This is a genomic window from Paracoccus sp. (in: a-proteobacteria) (genome assembly GCF_039808215.1).
In the GTDB taxonomy this organism is placed as follows: Bacteria; Pseudomonadota; Alphaproteobacteria; order Rhodobacterales; family Rhodobacteraceae; genus Paracoccus.
Window position 1 is genome coordinate 79,287 of the sequence record NZ_JBDHSP010000001.1, and the last position, 25,766, is coordinate 105,052.

Annotated in this window: 24 protein-coding genes; 15 read left to right on the forward strand and 9 right to left on the reverse strand. The window is 70.1% G+C overall.

The annotated features are described in order from the left end of the window. The first annotated feature begins 3 nt into the window (after window positions 1-3). From narI to WMK75_RS00385, 4 genes are all read left to right on the forward strand, one after another. Entirely contained in the window at window positions 4-744 is a 741-nt protein-coding gene (gene narI / locus WMK75_RS00370; protein ID WP_347265667.1) for a respiratory nitrate reductase subunit gamma, read from the forward strand. Window positions 745-751: 7 nt separating this feature from the next. Beyond that, on the forward strand, window positions 752-1,573 hold the full coding sequence (locus tag WMK75_RS00375) for a peptidylprolyl isomerase (RefSeq protein ID WP_347265668.1): 822 nt from the start codon (window positions 752-754) through the stop codon (window positions 1,571-1,573). Between the two features lie 67 nt (window positions 1,574-1,640). Beyond that, window positions 1,641-2,159 carry a DUF2478 domain-containing protein gene (locus tag WMK75_RS00380; protein WP_347265669.1) on the forward strand — a complete coding sequence of 173 codons (519 nt, stop codon included), beginning with the start codon at window positions 1,641-1,643 and terminating at the stop codon, window positions 2,157-2,159. Beyond that, a complete protein-coding gene (locus WMK75_RS00385; RefSeq protein ID WP_347265670.1) occupies window positions 2,134-3,222 on the forward strand; it encodes a tellurite resistance/C4-dicarboxylate transporter family protein in 1,089 nt (362 codons plus the stop codon). Before WMK75_RS00380 ends, WMK75_RS00385 begins: the two co-directional genes overlap by 26 nt. 10 nt (window positions 3,223-3,232) lie before the next feature. Here the strand turns inward: WMK75_RS00385 and WMK75_RS00390 are convergent, their stop codons facing one another. Together WMK75_RS00390 and WMK75_RS00395 are read right to left on the reverse strand one after the other, a co-directional pair. After that, window positions 3,233-4,060: a TIGR02186 family protein gene (locus tag WMK75_RS00390; protein ID WP_347265671.1), complete on the reverse strand. Its 828-nt coding sequence runs from the start codon at window positions 4,058-4,060 to the stop codon at window positions 3,233-3,235. Beyond that, the gene (locus tag WMK75_RS00395; protein WP_347265672.1) at window positions 4,057-4,980 is read right to left on the reverse strand and encodes a sulfite exporter TauE/SafE family protein; all 924 of its coding nucleotides are present in this window, start codon (window positions 4,978-4,980) and stop codon (window positions 4,057-4,059) included. The genes WMK75_RS00390 and WMK75_RS00395 overlap by 4 nt, the downstream gene beginning before the upstream one ends. 182 nt (window positions 4,981-5,162) lie before the next feature. Between WMK75_RS00395 and surE the strand changes: the two genes are divergently transcribed. The 3 genes from surE to WMK75_RS00410 are packed head-to-tail and all read left to right on the forward strand — an operon-like array spanning window position 5,163 to window position 7,803. Further along, window positions 5,163-5,957 (forward strand): 5'/3'-nucleotidase SurE, encoded by a 795-nt coding sequence (surE, locus tag WMK75_RS00400; protein WP_347265673.1) that lies wholly within the window; start codon window positions 5,163-5,165, stop codon window positions 5,955-5,957. A 6-nt stretch (window positions 5,958-5,963) separates the two neighbouring features. Continuing rightward, window positions 5,964-6,614, forward strand: coding sequence for a protein-L-isoaspartate(D-aspartate) O-methyltransferase (locus WMK75_RS00405; RefSeq protein WP_347265674.1), 651 nt, complete (start codon window positions 5,964-5,966; stop codon window positions 6,612-6,614). A 31-nt stretch (window positions 6,615-6,645) separates the two neighbouring features. Next, complete coding sequence (locus WMK75_RS00410; protein ID WP_347265675.1) at window positions 6,646-7,803, forward strand: LysM peptidoglycan-binding domain-containing protein; 1,158 nt, start codon at window positions 6,646-6,648, stop codon at window positions 7,801-7,803. Window positions 7,804-7,839: 36 nt separating this feature from the next. Here WMK75_RS00410 and WMK75_RS00415 read toward each other — a convergent pair whose 3' ends face one another. Genes WMK75_RS00415 through WMK75_RS00425 form a run of 3 tightly spaced genes read right to left on the reverse strand, consistent with a single transcriptional unit; the run spans window position 7,840 to window position 10,630 of the window. Beyond that, window positions 7,840-8,532, reverse strand: a complete 693-nt coding sequence (locus WMK75_RS00415; protein ID WP_347265676.1) for a hypothetical protein — start codon at window positions 8,530-8,532, stop codon at window positions 7,840-7,842. Window positions 8,533-8,558: 26 nt separating this feature from the next. Continuing rightward, the gene (locus WMK75_RS00420) at window positions 8,559-9,953 is read right to left on the reverse strand and encodes a TolC family outer membrane protein (RefSeq protein ID WP_347265677.1); all 1,395 of its coding nucleotides are present in this window, start codon (window positions 9,951-9,953) and stop codon (window positions 8,559-8,561) included. 23 nt (window positions 9,954-9,976) lie between these two features. Next, window positions 9,977-10,630, reverse strand: coding sequence for a protein-L-isoaspartate O-methyltransferase (locus WMK75_RS00425; RefSeq protein ID WP_347265678.1), 654 nt, complete (start codon window positions 10,628-10,630; stop codon window positions 9,977-9,979). 113 nt (window positions 10,631-10,743) lie between these two features. On the opposite strand from WMK75_RS00425, the gene WMK75_RS00430 reads away from it, so the two are divergent. Further along, a complete protein-coding gene (locus tag WMK75_RS00430; protein ID WP_347265679.1) occupies window positions 10,744-11,436 on the forward strand; it encodes a fumarylacetoacetate hydrolase family protein in 693 nt (230 codons plus the stop codon). 5 nt (window positions 11,437-11,441) lie between these two features. Here WMK75_RS00430 and selD read toward each other — a convergent pair whose 3' ends face one another. The 4 genes from selD to WMK75_RS00450 form a co-directional block, all read right to left on the reverse strand. Further along, a complete protein-coding gene (selD, locus tag WMK75_RS00435; protein ID WP_347265680.1) occupies window positions 11,442-12,485 on the reverse strand; it encodes a selenide, water dikinase SelD in 1,044 nt (347 codons plus the stop codon). Continuing rightward, window positions 12,482-15,580, reverse strand: coding sequence for an efflux RND transporter permease subunit (locus tag WMK75_RS00440; protein WP_347265681.1), 3,099 nt, complete (start codon window positions 15,578-15,580; stop codon window positions 12,482-12,484). Before WMK75_RS00440 ends, selD begins: the two co-directional genes overlap by 4 nt. A 3-nt stretch (window positions 15,581-15,583) precedes the next feature. Beyond that, window positions 15,584-16,753 carry an efflux RND transporter periplasmic adaptor subunit gene (locus WMK75_RS00445; protein WP_347265682.1) on the reverse strand — a complete coding sequence of 390 codons (1,170 nt, stop codon included), beginning with the start codon at window positions 16,751-16,753 and terminating at the stop codon, window positions 15,584-15,586. Between the two features lie 90 nt (window positions 16,754-16,843). Continuing rightward, window positions 16,844-17,017: a DUF1674 domain-containing protein gene (locus WMK75_RS00450; RefSeq protein ID WP_347265683.1), complete on the reverse strand. Its 174-nt coding sequence runs from the start codon at window positions 17,015-17,017 to the stop codon at window positions 16,844-16,846. A 54-nt stretch (window positions 17,018-17,071) separates the two neighbouring features. Here WMK75_RS00450 and WMK75_RS00455 point away from each other — a divergent pair, with 54 nt between their 5' ends. The 7 genes from WMK75_RS00455 (at window position 17,072) to WMK75_RS00485 (ending at window position 25,762) form a co-directional block, all read left to right on the forward strand. Then, complete coding sequence (locus WMK75_RS00455; protein ID WP_347265684.1) at window positions 17,072-18,364, forward strand: RsmB/NOP family class I SAM-dependent RNA methyltransferase; 1,293 nt, start codon at window positions 17,072-17,074, stop codon at window positions 18,362-18,364. Window positions 18,365-18,397: 33 nt separating this feature from the next. Next, complete coding sequence (locus tag WMK75_RS00460) at window positions 18,398-20,047, forward strand: heparinase II/III family protein (protein WP_347265685.1); 1,650 nt, start codon at window positions 18,398-18,400, stop codon at window positions 20,045-20,047. A 39-nt stretch (window positions 20,048-20,086) separates the two neighbouring features. Next, on the forward strand, window positions 20,087-21,676 hold the full coding sequence (gene purH / locus WMK75_RS00465) for a bifunctional phosphoribosylaminoimidazolecarboxamide formyltransferase/IMP cyclohydrolase (RefSeq protein ID WP_347265686.1): 1,590 nt from the start codon (window positions 20,087-20,089) through the stop codon (window positions 21,674-21,676). After that, window positions 21,676-22,377, forward strand: a complete 702-nt coding sequence (lspA, locus tag WMK75_RS00470; RefSeq protein ID WP_347265687.1) for a signal peptidase II — start codon at window positions 21,676-21,678, stop codon at window positions 22,375-22,377. Before purH ends, lspA begins: the two co-directional genes overlap by 1 nt. Window positions 22,378-22,408: 31 nt before the next feature. Beyond that, window positions 22,409-22,972, forward strand: coding sequence for a DUF3035 domain-containing protein (locus WMK75_RS00475; protein WP_347265773.1), 564 nt, complete (start codon window positions 22,409-22,411; stop codon window positions 22,970-22,972). 100 nt (window positions 22,973-23,072) lie between these two features. Next, a complete protein-coding gene (locus WMK75_RS00480) occupies window positions 23,073-24,452 on the forward strand; it encodes a pitrilysin family protein (protein ID WP_347265688.1) in 1,380 nt (459 codons plus the stop codon). Next, the gene (locus WMK75_RS00485; RefSeq protein WP_347265689.1) at window positions 24,449-25,762 is read left to right on the forward strand and encodes a pitrilysin family protein; all 1,314 of its coding nucleotides are present in this window, start codon (window positions 24,449-24,451) and stop codon (window positions 25,760-25,762) included. Before WMK75_RS00480 ends, WMK75_RS00485 begins: the two co-directional genes overlap by 4 nt. The last annotated feature ends 4 nt before the right edge of the window (window positions 25,763-25,766 follow it).

A 25,766-nucleotide genomic window follows, 5' to 3' on the forward strand; every position in this document is an offset into this window, starting at 1 on the left:
CGGATGCATAACTTCATTTTCGGCATCTATCCCTATATCGCCATCACCGTGATGGTCATGGCGTCGATCGCCCGCTATGAGCGCGATCCCTTCACCTGGAAGTCGAAGTCCAGCCAGATCCTGCGCAAGCGCCAGTTCGTCATCGGCTCGGTGCTGTTCCATGTCGGCGTGCTGATCATCTTCTTCGGCCATCTGGTCGGGCTGCTGACCCCGGTGGCGGTGTTCGACGCCATCGGCATCTCGCATGGGGCCAAGCAGCTCCTCGCGGTGGTGGTCGGCGGCCTCGCCGGCATCATGGCGCTGGCTGGCGGCGCGATCCTGCTGCAGCGGCGCCTGAACGATCCGCGCATCAAGGCCAATTCCACCTTCGCCGATACCGGCATCCTGGTGCTGCTGATGGTGCAACTGGTGCTGGGCGTGCTGACGATCTTTGTCTCGCTGCAGCATCTGGACGGCGAGGAAATGGTGCGGCTGATGGGCTGGGCGCAGGCGATCATCTATCTGCAGTCCGATCCCGCCAGCTACATGGTCGGCGCCAGCTGGCTGTTCAAGCTGCATATCTTCATCGGCCTGACCATTTTCCTGCTGTTCCCCTTCACTCGGCTCGTGCATATCGTCTCGGCGCCGGTGCGCTATCTGTGGCGCCCGGGCTACCAGATCGTGCGCACGCGCCGTGGCGCGCGCCAGCCGGTCGCCGGCGTGCAGCCGCGGCCGCTGGACCAGCAGCGCCGTCCGGCGAAGTGAGGTGCAGATGAACGCGCTCATGCCCGAGGTCACGGTGAACGGCGTGACCATTTCCTCGGCCCTGATCGGGGCCGAGGCGCAAAACCACCCCGCGCCCAAGGGCAAGCCCGGCTTTGCCTGGCGTGCCGCAGCGCGGGCGCTGGTCACGCGCGAGCTGCTGTTGCAGCAGGCGCGCGCCCATCACCTGTTGGCCGAGCCGGTGGAACTGGCCCCCGGCCAGGTCGAGACCGAAGAGGAGGCGCTGATCCGCCAGCTGCTGGAAACCGCCGTGGTCCCGGCCGAGATCGACGAGGCGCGGCTGCGCGAGATCTATGACAGCAACCCCGACAGGTTCCGCGCGCCCTCGCTTTACGAGGCGGCGCATATCCTGTTCGCCGCCGATCCTTCGGACAAGGCGGCGCGTGCCACGGCGCGGGCCGAGGCCGAGGCGGTGCTGGCGGAACTGCGCCGCCAGCCGCGTCGCTTTGGCGAATTGGCGGCGCAGTCCAGCGCCTGCCCCTCGCGCACGAATGGCGGCATGCTGGGGCAGCTGGCCTCGGGCGATACCGTGCCCGAATTCGAGGCGGCGCTGGCGGTGATGGCCGAGGGCGCGATCTCGGAGCAGCCGGTGGAAAGCCGCTACGGCTATCATCTGATCCGGCTTGACGCCCGCGTGCGCGGCGAGGTGCTGCCCTTCGAGGCCGTGCTGCCGCATCTGCGCGAGGCGCAGGAAAAGGCCGAATGGGTGCGCGCGAGCCAGGCCTATGTCCGCGCCCTGATCGCGGCGGCCGAGGTGACCGGCATCGATCTTGCGCAGCCGGTCGGGGAGCGCCCCACGGCCTCGGCCTGAGCCGCGCGTAGATGCCGCCCGGCGGCGGGAACGGCCCGCCGCCGGGCCAGCGCAGGAAGGAAAAGCGATGAGATTGGCATATGTCAGCCTGCCCGGCCGCGGCCGCATCGACGAGCTGCTCTCGGCGGTGGTGGAGCGGCTCGAGGCGCGCGGTACCCGGCTGGCCGGCACGGTGCAGAGCAATGTGATCCGCCCCGACCGGCCGCGCTGCGACATGGACCTGCGGCTGCTGCCCGACGGGCCGACCATCCGCATCAGCATCGACCGCGGCGCCGAGGCGCGCGGCTGCCGGCTGGATGCGGGCGCGCTGGAACAATCGGTGCTGTGGGTCGGCGGCGCGCTGGAGCGGGCCGAGCTGGTGGTGATCAACAAGTTCGGCAAGCGCGAGGCCGAGGGCAAGGGTCTGGCCGGCATCATCGCCGAGGCCATGGCCCGCGGCCTGCCGGTGCTGGTGGGGGTGAATGCGCTGAACCTGCCGGCCTTCCTCGCTTTCGCCGAGGGCATTGCCGAGCCGCTGGCCGCCGATGTCGAAAGCATCGCCGCGTGGTGCGAGACCGCGCTTGGCCGGCAGCCATGCCCGGCCTGACCGGCCCGGGGCGGCGCTGATGGCGGCGGCCGAGGCAGGGCGACCCGGTCTTGCCGAGATGTCTCCGGCCTATTTTGGCCTGGTCATGGCCACCGGCATCGTGTCGCTGGCGGCGCAGATGATGGACCGGCCGGGGCTGGCGCTGGCGATGTTCTGGCTCAATATCGGCCAATATGCGGTGCTCTGCCTGCTTTACGCGCTGCGCGCCTGGCTGTATCCGCGGCGCTTTTTCGGCGACATGGTGGCCCATGCCACGGGTCCGGGCTATTTCACCACCGTCGCCGGCACCAGCATCCTGGCCAGCCAGTTCATGGTGCTGGCCGGCAATGTCGCAGTGGGCAAGGCGCTGTGGTTGCTGGCGGGGCTGCTGTGGCTGGGGCTGACCTATACGATCTTCACCGCCCTGACCGTCCGGCGCGAAAAGCCGTCACTGGACAAGGGCATCAGCGGCGGCTGGCTGCTGGCGGTGGTGGCCACGCAGTCGGTGGCGGTGGCCAGTGCGCTGCTGGCCGGGCATCTGCAGCAGCCGCACCGGATGGAGCTGAACCTGCTGGCGCTGTCGATGTGGCTCTGGGGCGGGATGCTTTACATCTGGATGATGTCGCTGATCTTTTACCGCTACACCTTCTTTCGCTTTCTGCCGGGCGACCTGTCGCCGCCCTACTGGATCAACATGGGGGCGATGGCGATCTCGACGCTGGCTGGCTCGCTCTTGATCCTGAACGCGCCGCATGCGCCCTTTCTTCTGTCGGTACTGCCGTTTCTCAAGGGCTTTACCGTGTTCTACTGGGCGACCGGGACCTGGTGGATCCCGATGCTGCTGCTGCTGGGCGTCTGGCGCCATGTCTTCCAGCGCTTTCCGCTGCGCTATGACCCGCTTTACTGGGGGGCGGTGTTTCCGCTGGGCATGTATGCCGCCTCGACCTGGCAGATGATCCGGGCCATGGGCTTTGCCTTTCTCGAGCCGCTGCCGCGCGCCTTCCTGCTCATTGCGCTGGCGGCCTGGGGGTTGACCTTCCTCGGCATGGTCTGGACGCTGGCCGGAAACCTGCGCCGGGGTTAGGCCGCGCCGGTCACTGCCGCTGCAGCAGCCGGAAGCCGGCCGAAGCCCCCCAGCCGGCGGCGATGGCCAGCGCCAGCGACATGATGCCATAGACAAAGGGCCGTTCCAGCGCCAGCCGGTAGAGCCAGCGTTCCAGCCCGACCTTGCGCACCTCGATGGGCGCGCGATAGGTGTCGATCACCATGCCCTGGCGCAGCAGGAAGATGCGCACGCTATAGGCGCCCTCGACCAGATTCGCGGGCAGGCGGACATCGGCGCGAAACAGGGTCTGCTCGGCCAGATGCACGGCGCCGTCGTCCTGGCGATAGCTGCCATCCTGCTGGCGCAGACGCACGAAGGCCTCGGTATAGGGCACCACGTCCGGCACATCCGCGACACCGGCGAAGGCGCGCATGGCCAGCGGCACCGAGATACGATAGCGCTGGTCCTGCTCGGGGGTCAGCACCAGCACCAGCGGCCGCGTGCTGGCCACGGCATAGAAGCTGGGCGCGGCGCCGATGCCCACCCGGCCGGTATTCACCCAGATGCCCAGCCGGCGTTCCTTGTGGCGCACGGTGATCGCCTGCGCCGGTCCCTCGACGGTGACGACGACATCCAGCGGCTCGCCGGGGGGGATGGGGGTCTGGCGCTTGACGGCGCCATAGATGATGATCTCGGATCCGTCGAAGCGGGTGGTGATGTCGACATCCTCGCGCGAGAGGCCGGCGACGATCTTCTCGGCCGGATCCTCGGACGGTTCGGCCGGGACCTGGGGCACTGCGACATGGCCCGGACCCGGCACCTGCGCCTGCGCCGGCAGGGCAAGGGCAAGCGCGATCAGGGCGGCGCGCAGGATCATTTCAGGATCCCCTGGGTGATCGAGAACAGGTCGTCGGGCGGCAGGAACAGGTCCAGCGCCAGCTTGCCGCAGACCGCAAGCACCAGCAGCGCCAGCAGGATGCGCAGCTGCTCGGCCCGCAGGCGCGCACCCAGTTGCGTGCCGATCTGCGCCCCGGTGACGCCGCCGACGATCAGCAGCACCGCCAGCATGATGTCCACCGTGTTCGAGGAAACCGCATGCATGAGCGTGGTATAGGCCGACAGGAAGGTGATCTGGAACAGCGAGGTGCCGATGACCACCTTGGTCGGCATCCCCAGCAGATAGATCATCGCCGGCACCATGATGAAGCCGCCGCCGACCCCCATGATCGCCGCCAGCACCCCCACGACCGCGCCGACCAGCAGCACCGGCAGCGCACTGATGTAAAGCCCCGAGATGCGAAAGCGCATCTTCAGCGGCCAGCGGTGCACCCAGCCCTGCTGCTGGCGCCGCTTGGGCACCACCGGGCCGCTGACGCGGCTGCGGCGCAGCGCGCCGAGGCTCTCCTGCAGCATCATCGCGCCGATCAGCCCCAGGAAGACGACATAGCAAAGCTGTACCACCAGGTCGATCTGACCCAGCCGCGACAGGATGTTGAAGATCAGCACCCCCAGCGACGAGCCGACCAGCCCTCCGGCCAGCAGCACCCAGCCCATGCGGAAATCCACGGTCTTGCGCTTGACATGCGCCAGCACCCCGGAAAAGGACGAGGCCACCACCTGGTTGGCGCCGGTGGCTACCGCGATCGGCGGCGGGATGCCGATGAAGAACAGCAGCGGCGTGATCAGAAAGCCGCCGCCCACGCCGAACAGGCCCGACATCAGGCCGACGATGCCGCCCAACCCGATCAGGGTCAGTGAATTGACCGCCACCTCGGCAATGGGAAGATAGATCTGCATGTCCTGCCGCGCCGCCTGCCCTGATCCGATCCTGCCCCGACACCGGCCCGGCGTCAAACGCTCGCACAGCGGCGCATGCGGGTTGTCGCAGGGCTGTGGCGCGGATAATCATTGCGCGACGGGCGGATGCGCGGCAATCCTGCCCGCGGAGCCATGGCGGACATGCACGGAAACGGACGGGAATGCGGATTCTGATCACCAATGACGACGGCATCAACGCGCCCGGGCTTGTGGCGCTGGCCGAGATCGCCGCCGAGGTCGCCGGTCCCACGGGCGAGGTCTGGACCGTGGCCCCGGCCTTTGAACAGTCCGGCGTCGCGCATTGCATCAGCTATGTGCATCCGACGCTGATCGCCGAACTGGGCCCGCGCCGCTTTGCCGCCGAGGGCACGCCCGCCGATTGCGTGCTGGTGGCGATCGCCGACGTGATGCGCGACAGGCCGCCGGACCTGGTGCTGTCGGGGGTGAACCGCGGCAACAATTCCGGCGAGAACGTGATGTATTCCGGCACGATCGGCGCGGCGATGGAGGCGGCGCTGCAGGATCTGCCGGCCATCGCGCTGTCGCAATACATGGGCCCACGCACGGCGCAACTGGCCGACCCGTTCGAGGCGGCGCGCCGGCACGGGCCGCGGCTGATCCGGCAGTTGCTGGATCATGGCGACTGGAGCTCGGGGCCGGATTTCCGGCTGTTCTACAATGTGAATTTTCCGCCCTGCGATGCAGGCTCGGTCCGCGGCACGCGGGTGGCGGCGCAGGGACGCCGGCGCGGCGTGCGCTTCGAGGCCGAGCCCTGCCTGTCGCCGAACGGCCGGCGGTTCCTGTGGGTCATGGGCGGGTCGCAGACCGCCGAGGCCTCGCCGGAAAGCGATGTCGATGCCAATATGCACGATTATGTGTCTCTGACGCCGATGCGCCCCGATCTGACCTGCCATGCGACCCTGGCCGAACTGCGCGGCGTGCTTGAGGAAGGCTGAGCCCCGATGAGCGACGATCCCGAGACCGCCGAACGCAAGATGCGTTTCCTGTTCGCGCTGCGCCAGCACGGGGTCACCGATCCGCGTGTTCTGGAGGCAATGGAGAGCGTGGACCGCGGCGTCTTCGTGCGCGGCCATTTCGAGGATCGCGCCTATGAGGACACGCCGCTGCCCATCGCCTGCGGGCAGACGATCAGCCAGCCCTCGGTCGTGGGGCTGATGACCCAGGCGCTGCAGGTCGGGCCGCGCGACAAGGTGCTCGAGGTCGGCACCGGTTCGGGCTATCAGGCGGCGATCCTGTCGCTGCTGTGCCGCCGCGTCTATACCATGGACCGGCACCGCCGCCTGGTGACCGAGGCCGAGGCGCTGTTTCGCCAGCTGGGCCTGTCCAATATCACCGCGCTGGTCGCCGACGGCTCATACGGGCTGCCCGAACAGGCGCCCTTCGATCGCATCATGGTGACCGCGGCGGCCGAGGACCCGCCCGGCCCGCTCTTGGCGCAGCTCAAGATCGGCGGTATCATGGTGCTGCCGGTCGGGCAGACGGATGCGGTCCAGACCCTGATCCGCGTCCGGCGCGGCGAGAACGGCTTTGATTATGACGAATTGCGGCAGGTGCGCTTCGTGCCGCTGGTCGAGGGGTTGGGGCAGACATGACCCCCGGCAAGACAGAATGAGGAACGGGCAGATGATGAAATTCAGGCAGTTGGCGCTGGCCGCCGGCGCCGCGGCGCTTGTGGCGTCCTGCGGGCCGCAGGGCGAGGTGGATTTCAGCAAGTTCGACCCCGACCTGCGCGGTTGGGGCGGGGGGGGCCTGGACACCGCCCCGGCGGCAGCGCAGGCGGCACCAAGGCCGACGCCCGACCAGCGCGGGGTGATCAGCTATCCCGGCTATCAGGTGGCGATCGCGCGCCAGGGCGATACCACCGCCACCGTTGCGACCCGCCTGGGGCTGAATGCCGGCGAGTTGGCCCGCTACAATGCCGTCGAGCCCAATACCGTGCTGACCCCGGGCGCGGTGATCGCCCTGCCGCGCCGCGTCGCCGCCGCCCCGGCGGTCCCGGGTGCGCCGGCGGCAGCGCCCTTCTCGACCGGCAAGGTCGTCGATCCCTTTGCCGGCCAGGGCATGCGCAAAGCCGCGGTCCCGGCCGCAGCCGCGCCCCAGCCTGCCGCAAGCCAGCCGCGCCAGCATGTCGTCGGCGCGGGCGAGACTGCCTGGTCCATCGCCCGCAAATACAATGTCCCGGTCAAGGATCTGGCCGAGTGGAACGGGCTTGCGGCCGGCATGGGCCTGCGCAAGGGCCAGCGGCTGCTGATCCCGGTCGCGGGCCAGGCGCCCTCGGCCATGGCGACGGTGACCGCGCCCGGCGTCGGCAGCCCGACGCCCCGTCCGCCATCCGCGGCCCAGCCCCTGCCGGGGGAAAGAACCACGCCGATCAGCACCCCGGTCGCAACCCCCGCCAGCCCGGATCTGGGCAAGACCCGCACCGCGGCCTCGGGCAGCGGCAGGCTGCGGATGCCCGCCAATGGCGCAATCATCCGCCCCTATGAGAAGGGCCGCAACGAAGGTATCGACATTTCGGCCGCGCCGGGCAGCAGCGTGTCCGCGGCCGGCAGCGGCACCGTGGCGGCGATCACCCGAGATGTCGACCAGGTGCCGATCATTGTCGTCAGGCACGACAACAACCTGATGACCGTCTATGCCGGGCTGGACGATGTTGCGGTCAGCAAGGGCCAGAAGGTCGATGCCGGCACCATGCTTGGCAAGGCGCGGGACAAGGGTGTGGTGCATTTCGAGGTGCGCAACGGTTTCGACAGCGTCGATCCGGTGAAATACCTGAACTGAACCCGGGCCCATCCCGCGCGTCAGCCGGTCTGGGGTTCAGTCCTGTTCGCACATCTGGCGCAGGGTCAGTTCGACCTCCTGGCGGATCATCGCCTGCAGGTTGCGGCTCAGCCGGTTGCCGATCTCGCCCTGAAGCTCCTGGCGGATCGCCTCGCGGATCATGCCGCGCAGATGCGTGCCCTTTTGCGCGGTCTTTTCGTCCGGGGCAAAGAGATGCACCTCGGAATTGTCGCGACCCTGCGCCTCGGCCGCGAGCGGCAGTTCGGGCATCGGGGCGGTGATCGGGGTCACGGAAGCGTTGGCGTGCAGCATGGTTTCCTCCTCGGTCGGCTGCGCAAGAGGCGGGGCATCGGGCGATGCGCCGCGCAGGGGTTCGTCTGGCAGGCTGGCGCCGGCGTTCACCGGGGACCTGTCTTGCGGTTCAGCCGGGGCGGCATCGCCGGCCGCGGGCACGGGCCAGACCTGCAGCAGCGGCCCCTGCATCTCGCGCAGGGGTGCCGGCCGGATGGTGACAAGGTCGCTGCGGTCAAGCATCAGCGGGGCGAGGCAGGGCACTTCCGGCCCGGGCCCCGGCAGGGGCACGGCCGGGGATACCGCGTTCAGGGTCGCGTCGCTGAGGCGGCATCCGGCCGCATCCTGGGCGATGAGCTGGCGAATCGAGGCCAGCACATCGCCGATCCGGTCCGAGGCGCCGGGCATGGCCGGCAGGCGCATCATCTCATGGTGCATGATGCGCCCCCGGGTCCGGGGTGGGCTCAGTCCTTGCCGATCGCGCGCAGTACGCGGTCGAGGCTTTTGCCCTGCCTGCTGGTGAAGGGTGCGTCGCGCACCGCGTTGTAATAGGCCGAAGGGTCATAGGTCGGGATTCCCAGTTTCAGGTTTTCCACCGTCAACAGACCCATAGCAGACAGAAGTTGATAATGTGCTAACTGCAGATTCGCCTCGGCCGAGATCTTGCTGGCCCGTGCCTCGAGCAGGGCCTGCTCGGCGTCCAGCACATCAAGCGTCGTGCGCGCGCCCAGCGTCGCCTCCTCGCGCACGCCGTCATAGGCCTGTTTCGCGGCGGCGATCTGTTCGTCGATGGCGCCGATCTGGGCCCGGGCCACGTCGATGCCGGCCCAGGCGGTGCCCACGGCCTCGTTGACCTGGCGCGACACGTCCAGCAGGCTGGCGCGCGCCTGGTCGCGCCGGGCCATCGCCCGGCGATGCGCCGAGGGCAGGCGCCCGCCGGAATAGATCGTCTGCGACAGTTCCACCGAAACCGAGCCGCCGGTGATGTCGCTGTGCTGCCCGGTCATGGCCGAGCGGCCGCGGTCGCGGCTGATGCCGGCGCTGCCGCTCAGCAGCGGGCTGCGCTCGGCGGCGGCGGCGGCCACGCCCTGTTCGGATGCGGCGGCCAGGCGCTGCGACTGGTGGATGGCCGGGTGGCTGCGCTGCGCGATTTGGCGCGCCGAATCCAGCGAGGCCGGCAATTTTGGCGTGGGCGGCGGCGGCGCCAGCGTGCCCGGCATCGCGCCGGTGGCGGCAAGATAGGCCTCGCGCGCCACCTGCAATTCGCCCCGGGCCGCGGCCAGGCTGGCGCGTGCCGCGGCCAGCGCGGCATCGGCCTGCGAGACATCGGTGCGGGTGATCTCGCCCACCTCGAAACGGTCGGTGGCGGCTTCCTGTTCCTGGCCGATCACGCGCACGGAATTGGCCTGCAGATCGACCTGCTCAAGCGCGCTGCGCACGTCCAGATAGGCGCGGACCGCATCCAGCAGCACGTTCTGCTCGACCCCGACCAGGGCGGCGCGGGTGGCCAGGACGGTTTCCTTGGCGGCGTTGATGGCGGCGGCATTGCGGCCCCAGTCGAAAAGCGTCACCTGCGCCTGCAGCGCCAGGCTGCTGGAATGGCCGCTGTTGCCCTCGACCCGCTGCTCGGTATGGCTGGCGATCCAGCGCACGATCGGGCGCAGCTGCGCCAGCGCCGCGGCCGCATCCTCATCGGCGGCGCGCAGCACGGCGCGGTTCTGGTCCAGCAGCGCCGAATGGCGATAGGCCGAGACCATGGCATCCGCCAGCGATTCGGCCCCGGCAGGCAACGCCGATGCCCCGGCCAGCAGCGCCGCCAGCATGGGTCGGCGCAGGGATTTAAGCAGGTTGCGAAGCATTGCGTGACCCCTTGCCGCCGCGCTCAAAGGACGAAACCGCGCTGGGCAGCGAAACCGGGCAGCACCGGGGCGAGGGCGTGGAAGGCAAAGCGCCAGTTCACCCGCCCGTCCAGCTTGTGGCCGATGCGCACCGCGCCCAGGTTTCCTTCGCGAAACAGCGCGACGATGCGGCCGCCCTCGCGCAGCTGTTCGGCGATGGCGGCGGGAACCTCCTCGACCGCGCCCTCGATCAGGATGGCGTCATAGGGGGCCTGGCTGGCGCAGCCCTCGGCAAGCGCGCCCCTGACCACGGCGACGTTGAACACATCCTGCGCCGCAAGCCGGCTTTCGGCCTCGGCGGCCATGGCCTCGTCCTCCTCGAGCGCGACGACCGCCTCGGCGATGCGGGCCATGATCGCCGCGGCATAGCCGTAGCCACAGCCCAGGTTCAGCACCAGATCGCCCGACTGCAGGTTCAGGACATCCATCATCCGGCCGATGGTGCGCGGTTCCAGCAGCACGCGGCCCGGGGCGAGGTCGATGTTCTTCTCGGCATAGGCGACATCCTGGCGCGAATCCGGGACGAACTGCTCGCGCGGCACGTTCAGCATCGCGTCGATGACCGGATAGCTGGTCACTTCGTTGGGGCGCACCTGAGTGTCGACCATCATGGTGCGGCGCTGCGCGAAATCGGTCATCTTGCAAACCCTGCTCTCGGTTGGCTTTCAAGCCCTCTTGCCATGGATTTCCGGGCTGGGCAACGGCGGGCTGCGGGATTGCCGCGCGGTCGCGGCTGTGGCAAGCCTTGGGAATGGCCGATTACCTGTTCCCCCCGCCCGCCGTGCCGGCCCTGCCCGTCCTGGGGCGGACGGCGCTTTATCCGGTGAACCGCATCTTTTGCGTCGGTCGCAACTATGCCGCCCATGCCGCCGAGATGGGGGCCGAGGTGGACCGCGAGGCGCCGTTTTTCTTCATCAAGTCGGCGCAGGCGCTGCTGGCCGGCGCCGTGCTGCCCTATCCGCCGGGCACATCCGAGCTGCACCATGAGATCGAGCTGGTGGCGGCGATCGCAGCACCGGCCTTTTGTATCGCGCCCGCGGCGGCGCCGGGCTGCGTTGGTTTTTACGGCTCGGGCCTCGACATGACGCGGCGCGACCTGCAGGCGCGGGCCAAGGACCGCCGCCAGCCCTGGGATCTGGGCAAGAATTTCGAGGGCGCGGCGGTGCTGTCGCCGCTGACCCCGGCGGCGGATTTCACCCCCGCGGCGCAGGGCATCGCGCTGCGGGTGAACGGCGCGCTGCGACAGGATGCCCGACTGTCCGAGATGGTCTGGCCGGTGGCCGAACTGGTGGCGCATCTGTCGCAGTTCTACCACCTGGTGCCGGGTGACCTGATCCTGACCGGCACCCCGGCGGGGGTGGGCGCGGTCCATCCCGGCGACCGGCTGAGCGGCGGTGTCGCAGGGCTCGCCCCGGTCGAGGTCAGCATCGGCCCGGCTGCCTGACGGCATTATGTCACAACGATGCCGGCGGGGCCGGGCGCGCAATGGCCGATCACCGCGGCCAGCGGATGGCCGGCGGCGCGGATCATCGCCAGCACCGCATCGGCGGCCTGCGGCGCGCAGGCGACCAAGAGCCCGCCCGAGGTCTGCGGATCGGTCAGAAGCGCGCGCTGCCACAGCGGCAGGCCCGCGGGCAGGTCCACCTCGGCGCCATAGGCGGTCCAGTTGCGCGTCGAGGCGCCGGTGACATGACCGGCCCCGGCCAGTTCCGCCGCACGCGACAGCAGCGGCAGATCGGCCAGCCGCAGCCGCAATTGCAGGTCCGATCCGCGGGCGATCTCCAGCCCGTGGCCGAGGATGCCAAAGCCGGTGACATCGGTGATCGCATGGACATCGGCGCGTTTCGCCAGATCGCCGCCCACCCGGTTCAGCGTCGTGGCCGAGGCGACCATCTCGTTGATGCCGGCCTGATCCAGCGCCCCTTTCTTGATCGCCGCGGAATAGATGCCGACGCCCAGCCCCTTGCTCAGGATCAGCGCGTCCCCCGGTTTCGCATCGGCATTGCGGCGCAGTTCGGACGGGTGGCACAGGCCGATGACCGCAAGGCCGTAGATCGGCTCGGGCGCGTCGATGGAATGGCCGCCGGCCACGGGGATGCCGGCCTCGAGGCAGATCTCGCGCCCGCCCTCAAGGATCTTGCGGATCTGTTCGGGCGCCAGCTTGTCGATCGGCATGCCGAGAATCGCTAGCGCCATGATCGGCCGGCCGCCCATGGCATAGATGTCGGAAATGGCGTTGGTGGCGGCGATGCGGCCGAAATCGCGCGGATCGTCCACCATGGGCATGAAGAAATCCGTGGTGGCGATGACGCAGGTGCTGTCGTCCACCTGATAGACGGCTGCATCGTCGGCGGTCTCGGTGCCGACCAGCAGCTGCGGGAATGCCTGCGCGGCGGGCTGGCCGGCCAGCAGCTCGCGCAAGACCGAGGGCGCCAGCTTGCAGCCGCAGCCGCCACCATGCGCAAGGCTTGTCAGCCGGGGTTGATCGTTCATCCGCGTGCCCTCCATTGCGTCAGCCGCCGCACCGTAACGTAGAAGGCGGGAACCATGAAGATGCCAAGGAAGGTCGCGGCCATCATGCCCCCCATGACGCCGATGCCGATCGAATTCTGCGCTCCCGCGCCGGCGCCGGTGGCCAGCGCCAGCGGCAGCACGCCCAGGATGAAGGCCAGCGAGGTCATCAGGATCGGGCGCAGCCGCAGCCGCGCCGCCTCGGTCGCGGCCTCGACGGCGCTGCGGCCGCCGTCCTGCAGCTCGCGGGCGAATTCCACGATCAGGATGGCGTTCTTGGCGGCCAGCCCGATGGTGGTGAGGATGCCGACCTTGAAATAGACATCATTGGCCTGGCCCAGCGCCAGCGCCGCCACCACCGCGCCCAGCACGCCCACCGGCACCGCCAGCATGACCGAAAACGGGATCGACCAGCTTTCGTAAAGCGCCGCCAGCGACAAGAACACCACCAGCGCCGACAGCGCGAACAGCCAGGGCGCCTGGCTGCCCGATTGCCGTTCCTGGTATGAAAGCCCGGTCCAGGCCAGGCCGTAGCCGCCCGGCAGCTGCGCCACCAGCTCCTCGATTGCGTCCATGGCGGTGCCGGAACTGATACCGTCGGCAGGCTGGCCGGTGATCTCGACGGCGTCGATGCCGTCCATGCGCGACAGGCGCGGCTCGACCGGCTCCCAGCGGGTGGTCATGAAGGCGTTGAAGGGCACCATCTCGCCCAGGGCGTTGCGGGCATACCAGCTGTCGATGTCCTCGGGCTGCATGCGGTTGTCCGCCGCCGCCTGCACGACCACCGGGCGCAGCTGCGCGCCCAGGGCGAAATCGTTCACCTCGGTGCCGGCAAAGATCGTCGAGAGCATGGCGTTCACCCCCGACAGGCTGACGCCGAGGCTTTCGGCCTTCTGTTGGTCGATGTCGATCTTCAGCGCCGCATCCGCCTCGGGGGCGCCGCTTTCCGTGCCCTGCAGCCGCGGGTCCTGGCGGGCCACCCGCTCCAGCAGGTCGGCGGCCTCAGTGAGTTTCTCGACGCCACCGCCGGTCTGGTCCAGCAGGAACAGGCTGAAACCGGCGGAATTGCCCAGCCGCGGGATCGCCGGCGGCTGCATGAAGCTGATGCGCCCGGCGCGATGGCCCTCGAAGCGCTCATTGGCGCGCGAGGCGACGGCGCCGGCCGACAGTTCGGGGCTGCGGCGCAGGTCGAAGTCGCGCAGCTTGACAAAGATCATCGCCTGGTTCTGGGCCGTGCCGGAAAAGCCGAAGCCCATGGCGACAAAGACCGATTCCACCGCCGCGCTTTCCTCGGTCAGCAGATGCGCCTCGATCTCGGCCACCACGGCGGCGGTCTGCTGCGCGGTCGAGCCTTCGGTCAGCATGATGCGCGACTGCAGCACGCCCTGATCCTCGCCGGGGATGAAGGTGGTGGTCATGCGCCCGAACAGGTTGACCGCGCCGAGGCTGATCGCGGCCAGCAGCAGCATGACCAGCGCCGGCCGGCGCAGGCTGCGGCGCACGGTGGCGGCGTAGCCGCGGGTCAGGCGCGCGAAACCGGCGTTGAACAGCCGCGCCGGGGCAAAGCGCAGCGGGCCATGCGACTGCCGCAAAAGGCTGGCGCACATGGCGGGCGTCAGGATCAGCGCCACCAGCAAGGACAGCACCATGGCGGTGATGATGGTGACCGAGAACTGGCGGTAGATCACCCCGGTCGAGCCGGCCATGAAGCCCATGGGCAGGAACACCGCCGACAGGACCAGGGCGATGCCGATCAGCGCGCCGCCGATCTGGTCCATGCTCTTTTCCGTGGCGGCGACGGGGTCCAGCCCGTCCTCGGCCATCACCCGCTCGACGTTCTCGACCACCACGATGGCGTCGTCGACCAGCAGGCCGATGGCCAGCACCATGGCGAACATGGTGAGCGAGTTCACCGAATATCCCAGTGCCGCCAGCATGGCGAATGTGCCCAGCAGCACCACCGGGATGGCGATCAGCGGGATCAGCGTGGCGCGCCAGTTCTGCAAGAACAGCAAGATGACCAGAAACACCAGGGCGATGGCCTCGGCCAGGGTGTGCCAGACCTTCTCGATCGACAGTTCGACAAAGGGCGCGGTGTCATAGGCGATGTGGATCTCGACGCCCTCGGGCAGCGAGTGGCGCAGCCCGTCCAGCACCTTGCGCACGGCGCTGGCGGTCTCGACCGCATTGGCGCCATCGGCGAGGTTCACCGAAAACCCCGAGGCGTTCATGCCGTTGAAGCGCGAATCGCGGCCATAGCTGGCCTGGCCGATCTCGACTTCGGCCACGTCGCCCAGGCGCACGGCGGCGCCGTCCGCGCCGGTTCTCAACAGGATGTTGCGGAAATCCTCGACCGAGGTCAGCTGGCTTTGCGCGGTGATCGTGGCGGTGAACTGCTGGCCGGCGACCACCGGCTGGTCGCCGAGGCTGCCGACGGACACCGTATTGTTTTGCTGCGCCACGGCGGTGGTGATGTCGGTGGGCGTCAGCTGGAACTGCGCCAGCCGCAGCGGGTCCATCCAGATGCGCATGGCATAGCCCGAGCCAAAGACGTTGACCGAACCCACGCCCTCGGTGCGCTTGATCGGGCCCTCGACCACCTGTTCCAGCAGGTTGCCCAGCTCGATCGTCGAATGCTGGCCCCTGGTCGAGACCAGCGCCCCCACCATCAGCGTCGAGGTCGAGGTGCGCGAGATGTTCACGCCATTGTTCTGCACCGGCGTCGGCAGGCGGCCCTCGACGCCGCGCACCTTGGCCTGCACCTCGTTGAAGGCGTCGACCGGGTCCACGCTGTCGTCGAAGGTCATGGTGATCGACGAACGCCCGGTCGAGGAACTTGAGGTGGTGTAAAGCAGCCCGTCCAGCCCGGTCAGCACGTCCTCGATCGGCGTGGTCACGGAATTCTGCACCGCCCGCGCCGTGGCGCCGGCATAGCTGGCCGAGATGCGGATCGTGGTCGGGGCGATGTCGGGATATTGCGACACCGGCAGGCCGCTCAGCGACCAGATGCCGACCAGCATGGTGACGATGGCCAGCACCCAGGCAAAGACCGGGCGGTGGATGAAGAAACGCGCCATGGATCAGCCCCTTGCGCCGGCCGAGGCCTCGCGCACCACGCCCTGCGCGTCGATGGTGACCGGGACGGTGGTGACCTCGGCGCCGGCACGCAGGTTCTCCAGCCCGTCCAGCACCAGTTTTTCGCCGGGGTCGATGCCCTGGGTGACGATCCAGCTGTTGCGATAACTGCCCTGTTCGCTCAGCGTGACCTGCTGCGCCTTGCCCTCGCGCACCACGAAGGCGGTCAGCGTGCCGTCCGAGGCCCGCCGCGTCGCCCGCTGCGGCACCAGCACCGCGCGCGTGCGGCCCAGCGTCAGCTGCACGCGCAGGAACTGGCCGGGCAGGATCATCCGCTCGGCATTGTCGAACTGCAGGCGGATCGGCACCGTGCCGGTGGTGGCCGAGACGGTGATGCCCGGGCGCACGATGCGGCCCTCGCCGCGGTGTTCCTCGCCGGTCTCGAGGATCAGCCGCGCCTCGAGCCGGCCGTCGGTGGTCAGGGTGCCGGCGCTGATCCTTTCACGGTTGCGCAGCATGCGCGCGCTCGATTCCGAGACATCGACATAGATCGGGTCCAGCTGCGTGATCGTGGTCAGATAGTCGGACTGGCTGGCGGTGACCAGATCGCCGACCGAGACCGCCGCCACATCCGCCACGCCGTCGATCGGGCTGCGGATCTCGGTGTGCTGCAGCGACAGCCGGGCCGCGTCTCGGGCGGCCTCGGCGGATTTCAGCGCCGCCTCGGCCTGTTTCAGCGCCACCTCGGCATCGGCGCGGTCCACGGCGCTGACCCCAGAACCCTCCAGCCGGCGATAACGGGTGACGGTGTTCTGCGCCTGGATCAGGCTGGCCTCGGCGCCGGCGACGCCGGCCTCTGCCGCGGCCAGGGCGGCGGCCAGCGTCTCGGGGTCCAGCCGGAACAGCACATCGCCGGACCGCACCGGCCGGCCGGGGTCATAGGCGATCTCCAGCACCTCGCCGCCGACCTGCGGCCGGATGCCGGTCTTCTGATAGGCGATGGCGCGGCCGGGCAGGGTGACGACATAGGGCACGTCCTCTTCGGCGGCGGTGATCACCCCGACCTCGGTCGGGCCCTGCGGCTCGCCCCAGCCCGGCCCCTGCTGCGCCCCTGCCGGCGCCGCCAGCATCAGCGCCAGCGCCGCCCATCTCAAGATCCCGTTGCGGGAGGTCATCGGCCGTTCCTTGCGGTTTTCCAGTGCCGTTTCTATGCGCCGGCAAAACCCAACGACAGGTAAACGGCGGCACCGGCGACGCGGCGTCGTTCAGAAATCGACGCAGAGGCCCTTCTTCTCATAATCGCCGTAGCGCACCGGTTCGGGGCCGTCGCGGCCACCCAGTTCGGGCGGCAGGGCGGCGACGGCGGCGTTGCGGCGGCGCGCCTCGGCCTCGGCCAGGGCGCGGCGGGCGGCGGGCGGCAGATCCTTGCTCTCGGTCATGGCGGTTCTCGCATCTTCGCGCTAGATGGGGACTATCTAGGCAAGGGGCGGGCTTTGGGCAAGGCGGGACAGGGCAACGTAAGACAAGGACGGCAGGGCAGGGCGGCGGACGGTGCGCGCGAAGGGGCGCTGCGGCTGCTGGCGGCGGTGGCCGAGGGCGCGACCATCGACGAGGCCGCGGCGCTGACCGAGCGCCTTGCCCCCGCCGAGCGTGCCCGCGCCCGCCGCCTGGCGCTTGCGGTGCTGCGGCGCGGGGACCGGGCCGAGGCGCTGCTGGCACCGCTGCTGGCACGCCGCCCCCGCCCCGAGATCGCGCGCATCCTGCGCCTTGCCGCCGTCGAGATGCTGGCGCTGTCCGAGGCGCCGCATGGCGCGGTCAACGCCGCCGTGGCGCTGGCGCGCGGGCTTGGGCCCAAGGGGCAGGCGGCCTCGGGCATGGTGAATGCGGTGCTGCGCAAGGTGGCGGGCGCGGGTGACGCCTGGGCGCGGCTGCCGGCGCAGCGCCTGCCCGACTGGCTGCGCGCGCCCGTGGCGGCGCAATGGGGCGAGGACGTGGCCCTGGCCATCGAGGCCGCGCATGAGGCCGGCGCGCCGCTCGACCTGACCCCGCATGGCGTGACCCCGGGCGAGGCCCTGCCCACCGGCTCGCACCGCCTGCCCTCGGGCACGCAGGTCAGTGCGCTGCCGGGTTATGCCCAGGGCGCGTGGTGGGTGCAGGACGCGGCCGCGGCGCTGGCGGTGCCGGTGCTGGCGCCCATGCCGGACGAGGCGATTGCCGATCTCTGTGCCGCGCCCGGCGGCAAGACGCTGCAGCTGGCCGCGGCCGGGGCCAGGGTCACGGCGCTGGACATTTCCGAAAGCCGGCTGGCGCGGGTGGCGGAAAACCTGGCCCGCTGCGGGCTTGCGGCGGAACTGGTCGCGGGCGATGCGCTGACCTGGCGGCCCGAACGGCCGCTGGACGCGGTGCTGCTGGATGCGCCCTGTTCCGCCAGCGGCACCATCCGCCGGCACCCGGAACTGCCGCTGATCCGCGACGGCGCCGGCCTGCCGGCGCTGCTTGACCTGCAGGCGGCGCTGATCGACCACGCGCTGTCGCTGCTGAAACCCGGCGGGCGGCTGGTCTATGCCACCTGCTCGCTGCTGCCGGCCGAGGGCGAGGCACAGCTGGCCGCAGCGCTGGCCCGCCACCCCGGTCTGGCCGTCGAGCCCCCCGAGGCCCCGGGGATCGAGCCCGGCTGGATCACCGCCCAGGGCGGGCTGCGCCTGCGCCCGGACCTGTGGCCGGAACGCGGTGGCATGGACGGGTTTTTCATCGCGCGCTTGCGAAAATCCGCCCCGGCGACCTAAGCTTGGGCCGTTGCAGGGATTGTGCGTTCCGAAATGACCGAGACCTCCGTCCAGTCCAGGGGCTTTCTGCGCCGCCCCGAACCCAAGACCATCGGCCATGCCGGGCGCGGCGCGCAGATCGTTGCCGGCGAGCTGCATCTGGGCGGCATCGTGCTGGAGGGCGATTTCCTGACCGCCGACCTGCCGGCCAGCGTGCTGGCCGAGCTGCACGGCTTTGGCTGGCTGGACGATCTGGCCGCGCTGGGCACGCCGCGCGCCCGCGCCCTGGCCCAGGAACATGTGATGCGCTGGCTCGGGCACCATCCGCAGCCGCGGCCCGGGGCGCCGGAATGGGCGCCCGAGGTCACCGGCCGGCGGGTGCTGCGCTGGGTGTTTCACGCCGGCATGATCCTGCCCGGGCTGGACCGCGACGGGGCCGAGCCCTATTTCCGCGGCCTCGACCGGCAGCTGCTGCATCTGCGCGACAGCTGGTATGACAGCGCCGACGGCATCCCACGTCTCGAGGCGCTGGCCGGGCTGGCCATCGGCGCCATGTCGCTGCGCGACCGCCAGGCCATGGCGCAGCCGGCGCTGGTTGCGCTGGCCGAAGAGGCCCAGGCCATGGGCCTTGTCCCGCTGGTGCAGTCCCGCGCCCCCGAGGTGCTGCTGGATGCCATGGCGCTGCTGGTCTGGGCCGATGAGGTGGCGGCAGATGCGGGGCTGGCCGCGCCGCCGGAACTGGCCGTGACCATGGGCGCGATCGCCCCGGTGCTGCGGGCGCTGCGTCATGCCGACGGCGCGCTGCCGGCATTCCACGGCGGCGGGCGCGGTGCCGCCGGCCGGCTGGACCACTGCCTGCGCGCCGCGCCGGGCCCGGCGCTGCCCGCGCATGGCCTTGCCATGGGCTTTGCCCGCATGGCGCGCGCGCGAACGACGCTGATTCTGGACGCGGCGCCGCCGCCCGGCGGGCTTGCGGCGGCGCGTGCCCATGCCTCGACGCTGGCCTTCGAACTGACCGTGGCACGCCAGCCGCTGGTGGTGAACTGCGGCCCGGGCGACGGTTTCGGCCCGCTCTGGGCGCGGGCCAGCCGCGCCACGCCCTGCCATTCGGCGCTGTGCCTTGCGGGCCTTTCCAGTTCGCGCCTGGACCCGAACCGGCACGAGGGCGAGCCCGACATCCTGGGCGAGCGCCCGGATCTGGTCTGGGCCGGCGATTGCGACGCGCTGGGCAACCTGACCGCCCCGGATTGCGGCCCGGCGCATGCGCCGCAGGCGGCGCATCTGCTGTCCGGCCATGACGGCTGGCTGGCCAGCCACGGGCTGACGCATCTGCGCGAACTCTGGCTTGAGGCCGACGGCCTGGCGCTGCGGGGCGAGGATTCGCTGGCGGCGCTCGATGCCAGCGCCCAGGCGCGGCTTGAACAGACCCGCCCGGCCGAGGGGCTGGGTTTCGACATCCGCTTTCACCTGCATCCCGACATCGAGCCCCGCCAGCTGGGCCAGGAGGCGCATCTGACCCTGCCCGACGGCGCGCATTGGCTGTTTCGGCACGACGGCGTGGGCGAATTGCGGCTGGAACCCTCATGCCTGCTGGACCGGGCGCTGGCGGCGCCGCGGCCCTCGTGGCAGCTGGTGATTTCCGCGCGGCTGCAGGGGCGTGCCATCCAGATCGGCTGGACCTTGGCGCGTTCCGGGGTTAGGTGACGGGCCAATCCGCCATCTCGACCGCAGGGGGCCAGACCGATGACCGACCGCATTCCGCTGAAACGCGCGCTGATTTCCGTGTCCGACAAGACCGGGCTGATCGACTTTGCCCGCGCCCTGTCCGCCCGCGGCATCGAGTTGCTCTCGACCGGCGGCACGGCACGGGCGCTGCGCGAGGCGGGGCTTGCGGTCATGGACGTGGCCGAGGTCACCGGGTTTCCCGAAATGATGGATGGCCGCGTCAAGACCCTGCACCCGGCGGTGCATGGCGGGCTGCTGGCCCTGCGCGACAACCAGGAACACATGGCCGCCGCCGCCGCGCATGGCATCGGCATGATCGACCTGCTGGTGGTCAACCTCTATCCGTTCGAGGCCACCGTGGCCGCGGGCGCCGGCCATGACGACTGCATCGAGAACATCGACATCGGCGGCCCGGCGATGATCCGCGCCGCGGCCAAGAACCACGCCTTCGTCACCGTGGTGGTGGACGTGCAGGATTATGCCGCCGTTCTGGCCGAGCTTGACGCCCATGACGACATGACCAGCCTGGGCTTTCGCCAGCGCCAGGCGCAGATCGCCTATGCCCGCACCGCCGCCTATGACGCGGCGGTGTCGAACTGGCTGGCCGGCGCCATGGGCGAGGCGAATCCGCGCCGGCGCAACTTTTCGGGCCGGCTGGCCCAGACCCTGCGCTACGGCGAGAACCCGCACCAGTCCGCGGCCTTCTACACGGACGGCTCGGCGCGTCCGGGCGTCGCCACGGCGAAACAGTGGCAGGGCAAGGAACTCAGCTACAACAATATCAACGACACCGACGCGGCCTTTGAACTGGTGGCCGAATTCGACCCGACTGACGGCCCGGCGGTGGCGATCATCAAGCACGCCAACCCCTGCGGCGTGGCGCGCGGCAGCTCGGCCGTCGATGCCTATCGCCGCGCCTTCGACTGCGACCGCACCTCGGCCTTCGGTGGCATCATCGCGCTGAATTGCGTGCTGGACGGCGAGACGGCGCAGGCGATCACCGAGATCTTCACCGAGGTCGTCATCGCCCCCGAGGCCAGTGACGAGGCGCGGGCGGTCTTTGCCGGCAAGAAGAACCTGCGGCTGCTGACCACCGGCGGGCTGCCCGATCCGGCGGCGCCGGGGCTGGCCTTCCGCCAGGTGGCGGGCGGCTTTCTGGTGCAGGGCCGCGACAATGGCCGGGTGCTGCGCGCGGATCTGAAGGTGGTGACCGCACGCCAGCCGAGCGCGCAGGAACTGGACGATCTGCTGTTCGCCTGGACCGTGGCCAAGCATGTGAAATCGAACGCCATCGTCTATGCCAAGGGCATGGCCACCGTGGGCATCGGCGCCGGCCAGATGAGCCGCGTCGATTCCACCCGCATCGGCCGGCGCAAGTCCGAGGACATGGCCGAGGCGCTGGGCCTGTCGCAGGCGCCGACCATCGGCTCGGCGGTGGCGTCGGATGCGTTCTTTCCCTTTGCCGACGGCATCGAGGCGCTGGCCGCGGCAGGCGCCCGGGCGGTGATCCAGCCCGGCGGCTCGATGCGCGACGCCGAGGTGATCGCGGCGGCCGACCGCCTGGGCCTGGCGATGGTCTTTACCGGCCAGCGGCATTTCCGGCACTGATGCCCGCCGCCCCCGCGACCCCCAAGCCGCGCAAGCGCCCGGCCGCCCCGCAGCGGCGCCCGAAAAAGGCGCCGCCGCCGCGTGTCTGGCCTGCCGTGGCAATGACCGCGGCGCTGGTCTTTCTACTGGACCAGGCGCTGAAATTTTTCGTCCTGCAGGTGCTGGACCTGCGCCAGGTGCAGGAGATCGACGTGTTCGATCCCTGGCTGAACCTGCGCATGGCCTGGAATCAGGGCATGAACTTCGGCCTGTTCTCCAGCGAGACCGAGGTCATGCGCTGGGTGCTGATCGCCATCGCCCTGGCCGTCTGTCTTTGGGTGGCGATCTGGATCGGGCGCACGAAACCCTCGCGTTTTGCCCAGATTTCCGCGGGGCTGCTGATCGGCGGCGCGCTGGGCAATGTCGTGGACCGGCTGGTGCATGGGGCGGTCGCCGATTTCCTGAACATGTCGCTGCCCGGCTGGCAAAACCCCTACAGCTTCAACGTGGCCGATATCGCCATCTTCCTGGGCGCGATGGGGCTGGTGCTGCAGCCGCCCGAGAAACGGCCCGCGCCCAAGGCCCGCAAGGCGCCGCCGCGGCCGCGCGCGCCCAAGGTCGCAGGTCCTGGGGCCGCCAGCCCCGAGGCCGCCGCGCCGGGGGCGCAGGCCGAGCTGCCGCTGGACGACAAGCCGCGTGACGGGGCCGGCAATCCGCGCTAGAACGGCGCCAGAATGACATGAGGGACGGATGATGCGGGCGATTGCGCTGACCATGACCACCTTGCTGCTGGCAGCCTGCAGCACCGATCCGCATCTGATGAACATCCAGGCCGGCCGTTCCAGCCCGGATGAATTCGCCATCCTGCCCACCAAGCCGCTGCAGATGCCGACCGATCTGGCCATGCTGCCCACGCCCACGCCCGGCGGCGCGAATCTGACCGATCCGACGCCCGATGCCGATGCTGTCGCGGCGCTGGGCGGCAATCCGGCGCAGCTGGCCATGCAGGGGATCGGCGCGGCGGACGGGGCGCTGGTCGCCCATGCCTCGCGCCGGGGCCGCGATCCGGCGATCCGCCAGATCACCGCCGCCGAGGATCTGGCCTGGCGCGGCCAGCATTCGCGCCGCCTGCTTGAGGTTCTGGCGCGCACCAATGTCTATTACCGCGCCTATGAGCCGATGACGCTGGACAGCTGGGCCGAGGCCGAGCGCTGGCGCCCGACCGGCGTGCGCCTGCCCGCCGCGCCGCCGCGCAACCGCGGCGAAGAGGTTGTGGTGCGCCCGGCCGATCAGGCGCCGAAGATGCACGGCGACTGATCCTCGCGCGCGGTTCACGCCGAGATGAAGCCGCCCGGTCTTGCGCGGCGCCGGGGCTCGGGGCAGGGTCCGCAGGCGATCTTGCAACCGGAGCCTGCCGATGAAACCCGCCCCCGCTCTGGCGTCCCTGGCGCTTGTGCTTGCCGCCACGCCGGCCCCGGCCGAGATGCCCGGCGGCATCAGCCATTTTACCCTGCAAAACGGCCTTGAGGCGGTGGTGATCGAGGATCACCGCGCCCCGGTGGTGGTGCAGATGCTGTGGTACAGGATCGGCTCGGCCGACGAGGCGCCGGGCAAGTCGGGCATCGCGCATTATCTGGAACATCTGATGTTCAAGGGCACCGACCGGCTGGGCCCGGGCCAATTCAGCCGCACGGTGACCGCCAATGGCGGCATGGACAACGCCTTTACCAGCTATGATTTCACCACCTATTTCCAGCGCATCGCCAGCGACCGGCTGGATAAGGTCATGGACATGGAATCCGACCGCATGGCCCATTTGCGCATCGGCGAGGACGACTGGCAGGCGGAACGCCAGGTGGTGCTCGAGGAACGCTCGCAGCGCACCGACAGCGATCCCGGCGCGCAATTCGGCGAGGAACGCAGCGCCGTGCAGTTCTACAACCACCCCTACGGCCGGCCGGTGATCGGCTGGCGCCACGAGATGGAGGCGCTGACGCGTCAGGACGCGCTGGACTGGTATGGCGCGCATTACGCCCCGAATGGCGCGGTGCTGGTCATCGCCGGCGACGTGACCGCCGAAAGGGCCCGCGAACTGGCCGAGAAATACTATGGTCCGGTGCCGGCCCGGCCCGAGGCGCTGCGCAAGCCCCGCCCGCAGGAGCCGGTGCAGCGCTCGCCCCGACGCATGCAGCGCCAGGACGCGCGCGTGGCGCAGCCGGTGCTGCTGCGCACCGTTCTGGCGCCGGAACGCAACGCGGGCGAGCAGAAGACCGCCGCGGCGCTGAGCGTGCTGGCGGAACTGCTGGCCGGCTCGCCGCAGACCTCGGTGCTGGCGCGCGATCTGGTGCTGACCGGCAAGGCGCTTTACGTCGATGCCGCCTATGACGGGCTGTCGGTCGATCCGACCACTTTCGGCCTGTCGCTGGTGCCGGCGCCGGGGATCGGCAATGCCGAGGCCGAGGCGGCGCTGGACGCGGCGCTGGCAAGATTCCTCGCCGAGGGGCCGGATCCGGCGCAGCTGGCGCGCGTCAAGACCCGGATCCGCGCCGCCCGCGTCTTTGCCCAGGATTCGGCGCATGGCCGCGCCTATGACTATGGCCAGGGGCTGGCGACGGGACTGGGCATCGCCGATGTGAACGCCTGGCCCGATCTGCTGGCCGCCGTCACCGCCGAGGATGTCCGCGCCGCCGCCCGCCTGGTGCTGGAAAACCCGGCCAGCGTCACCGGCTGGCTGCTGCCCGAGCCGGCCGGCCCTGCCGCCGCCGAACCCATCACGCAAACCGGGGCCGTCGAATGATCCGTGCAATCGTCAGTTTCGTCTTCCTGGCGCTGGCCGCCTTGCCCGCCCGCGCCATCGACATCCAGCAGATCACCTCGCCGGGTGGCAGCAAGGCCTGGCTGGTCGAGGACCATTCCATCCCCTTCACCGCGGTTTCGCTGCTGTTTCGCGGCGGCGCCAGTCTGGATGCGCCCGGCAGGCGCGGCGCGATCAGCCTGATGACCGCGCTGCTCGAGGAGGGTTCGGGCGAGATGGATTCCGTGGCCTATGCCGAGGCGGTCGAGGCGCTGGGGGCGCAGCTGCGCTTCGATGTCAGCGACGACGCGCTGTCGGTCAGCGCCCGGATGCTGACGGAAAACCGCGACCAGGTTGCTGATCTGCTGGCGCAGGCGCTGGCCAACCCGCGATTCGACGCCGATGCGGTGGAACGGGTGCGGGCGCAGCTTCAGTCGGTGATCCGCAACGAGGCCACCGACCCGCAATCCATCGCCGCCAAGGAACTGGCGCGCCAGGCCTGGGGCGATCACCCCTATGCCAGCTCGATCAACGGCACGGCCGAATCGGTCGCGGCGCTGACGCGCGAGGATCTGGTGGCGGCGCAGGCGCGGGTGCTGGCGCGCGACCGGGTGGTGGTTGCCGCCGCGGGCGACATCAGCGCCGAGGACCTGGGCCGGCTGGTGGACCGGCTGCTGGGCGGGCTGCCCGACAAGGGCAGGGTGCCCATGCCGCCCGAGGCCGGGCTGCAGCTGACCGGCGGCGTCACGGTCATCGACTGGGACAGCCCGCAGACCGTGGTCAGCTTTGCCCAGGCCGGCCTGCCGATGTCGGATCCCGATTATTTCGCCGCCGTCGTCGCCGACCACATCCTGGGCGGCGGCGGGTTTTCCTCGCGGCTGATGGACGAGATCCGGGAAAAGCGCGGCCTGACCTATGGCGTCGGCACCGGCCTTGCCAACGGGCTGTTCGGCCAGACCTGGCAGGGCGGCATGGCCAGCGCCAATGACAAGGTGGCCGAGGCGGTGGCGCTGATCCGCGAGGTTTGGGACCGTTTCGCGCGCGAAGGCGCCACGGAACGGGAACTGGCCGATGCCAAGACCTATCTGACCGGCGAATATCCCCTGCGCTTCGACGGCAATGGCAAGATCGCCTCGATCCTGGCCGGCATGCAGCTGATCGGCCTGCCGGCGGATTACGTCAACACCCGCAACGCGCGCGTCGAGGCGGTGACCCTTGCCGATGTGCGCCGCGTGGCCGCGCGGCTGCTGGATTCCGCCCAGATCCGTTTCGTGCTGGTCGGCAAGCCCGAGGGAATCGCCGCCAGCCACTGACGAA

Coding starts and splice junctions, on each gene's coding strand:
- narI (WP_347265667.1), top strand. CDS start 4: ATGCATAACTTCATTTTCGGCATCTATCCCTATATCGCCATCACCGTG.
- WMK75_RS00375 (WP_347265668.1), top strand. CDS start 752: ATGAACGCGCTCATGCCCGAGGTCACGGTGAACGGCGTGACCATTTCC.
- WMK75_RS00380 (WP_347265669.1), top strand. CDS start 1,641: ATGAGATTGGCATATGTCAGCCTGCCCGGCCGCGGCCGCATCGACGAG.
- WMK75_RS00390 (WP_347265671.1), bottom strand. CDS start 4,060: ATGATCCTGCGCGCCGCCCTGATCGCGCTTGCCCTTGCCCTGCCGGCG.
- WMK75_RS00395 (WP_347265672.1), bottom strand. CDS start 4,980: ATGCAGATCTATCTTCCCATTGCCGAGGTGGCGGTCAATTCACTGACC.
- surE (WP_347265673.1), top strand. CDS start 5,163: ATGCGGATTCTGATCACCAATGACGACGGCATCAACGCGCCCGGGCTT.
- WMK75_RS00405 (WP_347265674.1), top strand. CDS start 5,964: ATGAGCGACGATCCCGAGACCGCCGAACGCAAGATGCGTTTCCTGTTC.
- WMK75_RS00410 (WP_347265675.1), top strand. CDS start 6,646: ATGATGAAATTCAGGCAGTTGGCGCTGGCCGCCGGCGCCGCGGCGCTT.
- WMK75_RS00415 (WP_347265676.1), bottom strand. CDS start 8,532: ATGCACCATGAGATGATGCGCCTGCCGGCCATGCCCGGCGCCTCGGAC.
- WMK75_RS00420 (WP_347265677.1), bottom strand. CDS start 9,953: ATGCTTCGCAACCTGCTTAAATCCCTGCGCCGACCCATGCTGGCGGCG.
- WMK75_RS00425 (WP_347265678.1), bottom strand. CDS start 10,630: ATGACCGATTTCGCGCAGCGCCGCACCATGATGGTCGACACTCAGGTG.
- WMK75_RS00430 (WP_347265679.1), top strand. CDS start 10,744: ATGGCCGATTACCTGTTCCCCCCGCCCGCCGTGCCGGCCCTGCCCGTC.
- selD (WP_347265680.1), bottom strand. CDS start 12,485: ATGAACGATCAACCCCGGCTGACAAGCCTTGCGCATGGTGGCGGCTGC.
- WMK75_RS00440 (WP_347265681.1), bottom strand. CDS start 15,580: ATGGCGCGTTTCTTCATCCACCGCCCGGTCTTTGCCTGGGTGCTGGCC.
- WMK75_RS00445 (WP_347265682.1), bottom strand. CDS start 16,753: ATGACCTCCCGCAACGGGATCTTGAGATGGGCGGCGCTGGCGCTGATG.
- WMK75_RS00450 (WP_347265683.1), bottom strand. CDS start 17,017: ATGACCGAGAGCAAGGATCTGCCGCCCGCCGCCCGCCGCGCCCTGGCC.
- WMK75_RS00460 (WP_347265685.1), top strand. CDS start 18,398: ATGACCGAGACCTCCGTCCAGTCCAGGGGCTTTCTGCGCCGCCCCGAA.
- purH (WP_347265686.1), top strand. CDS start 20,087: ATGACCGACCGCATTCCGCTGAAACGCGCGCTGATTTCCGTGTCCGAC.
- lspA (WP_347265687.1), top strand. CDS start 21,676: ATGCCCGCCGCCCCCGCGACCCCCAAGCCGCGCAAGCGCCCGGCCGCC.
- WMK75_RS00475 (WP_347265773.1), top strand. CDS start 22,409: ATGCGGGCGATTGCGCTGACCATGACCACCTTGCTGCTGGCAGCCTGC.
- WMK75_RS00480 (WP_347265688.1), top strand. CDS start 23,073: ATGAAACCCGCCCCCGCTCTGGCGTCCCTGGCGCTTGTGCTTGCCGCC.
- WMK75_RS00485 (WP_347265689.1), top strand. CDS start 24,449: ATGATCCGTGCAATCGTCAGTTTCGTCTTCCTGGCGCTGGCCGCCTTG.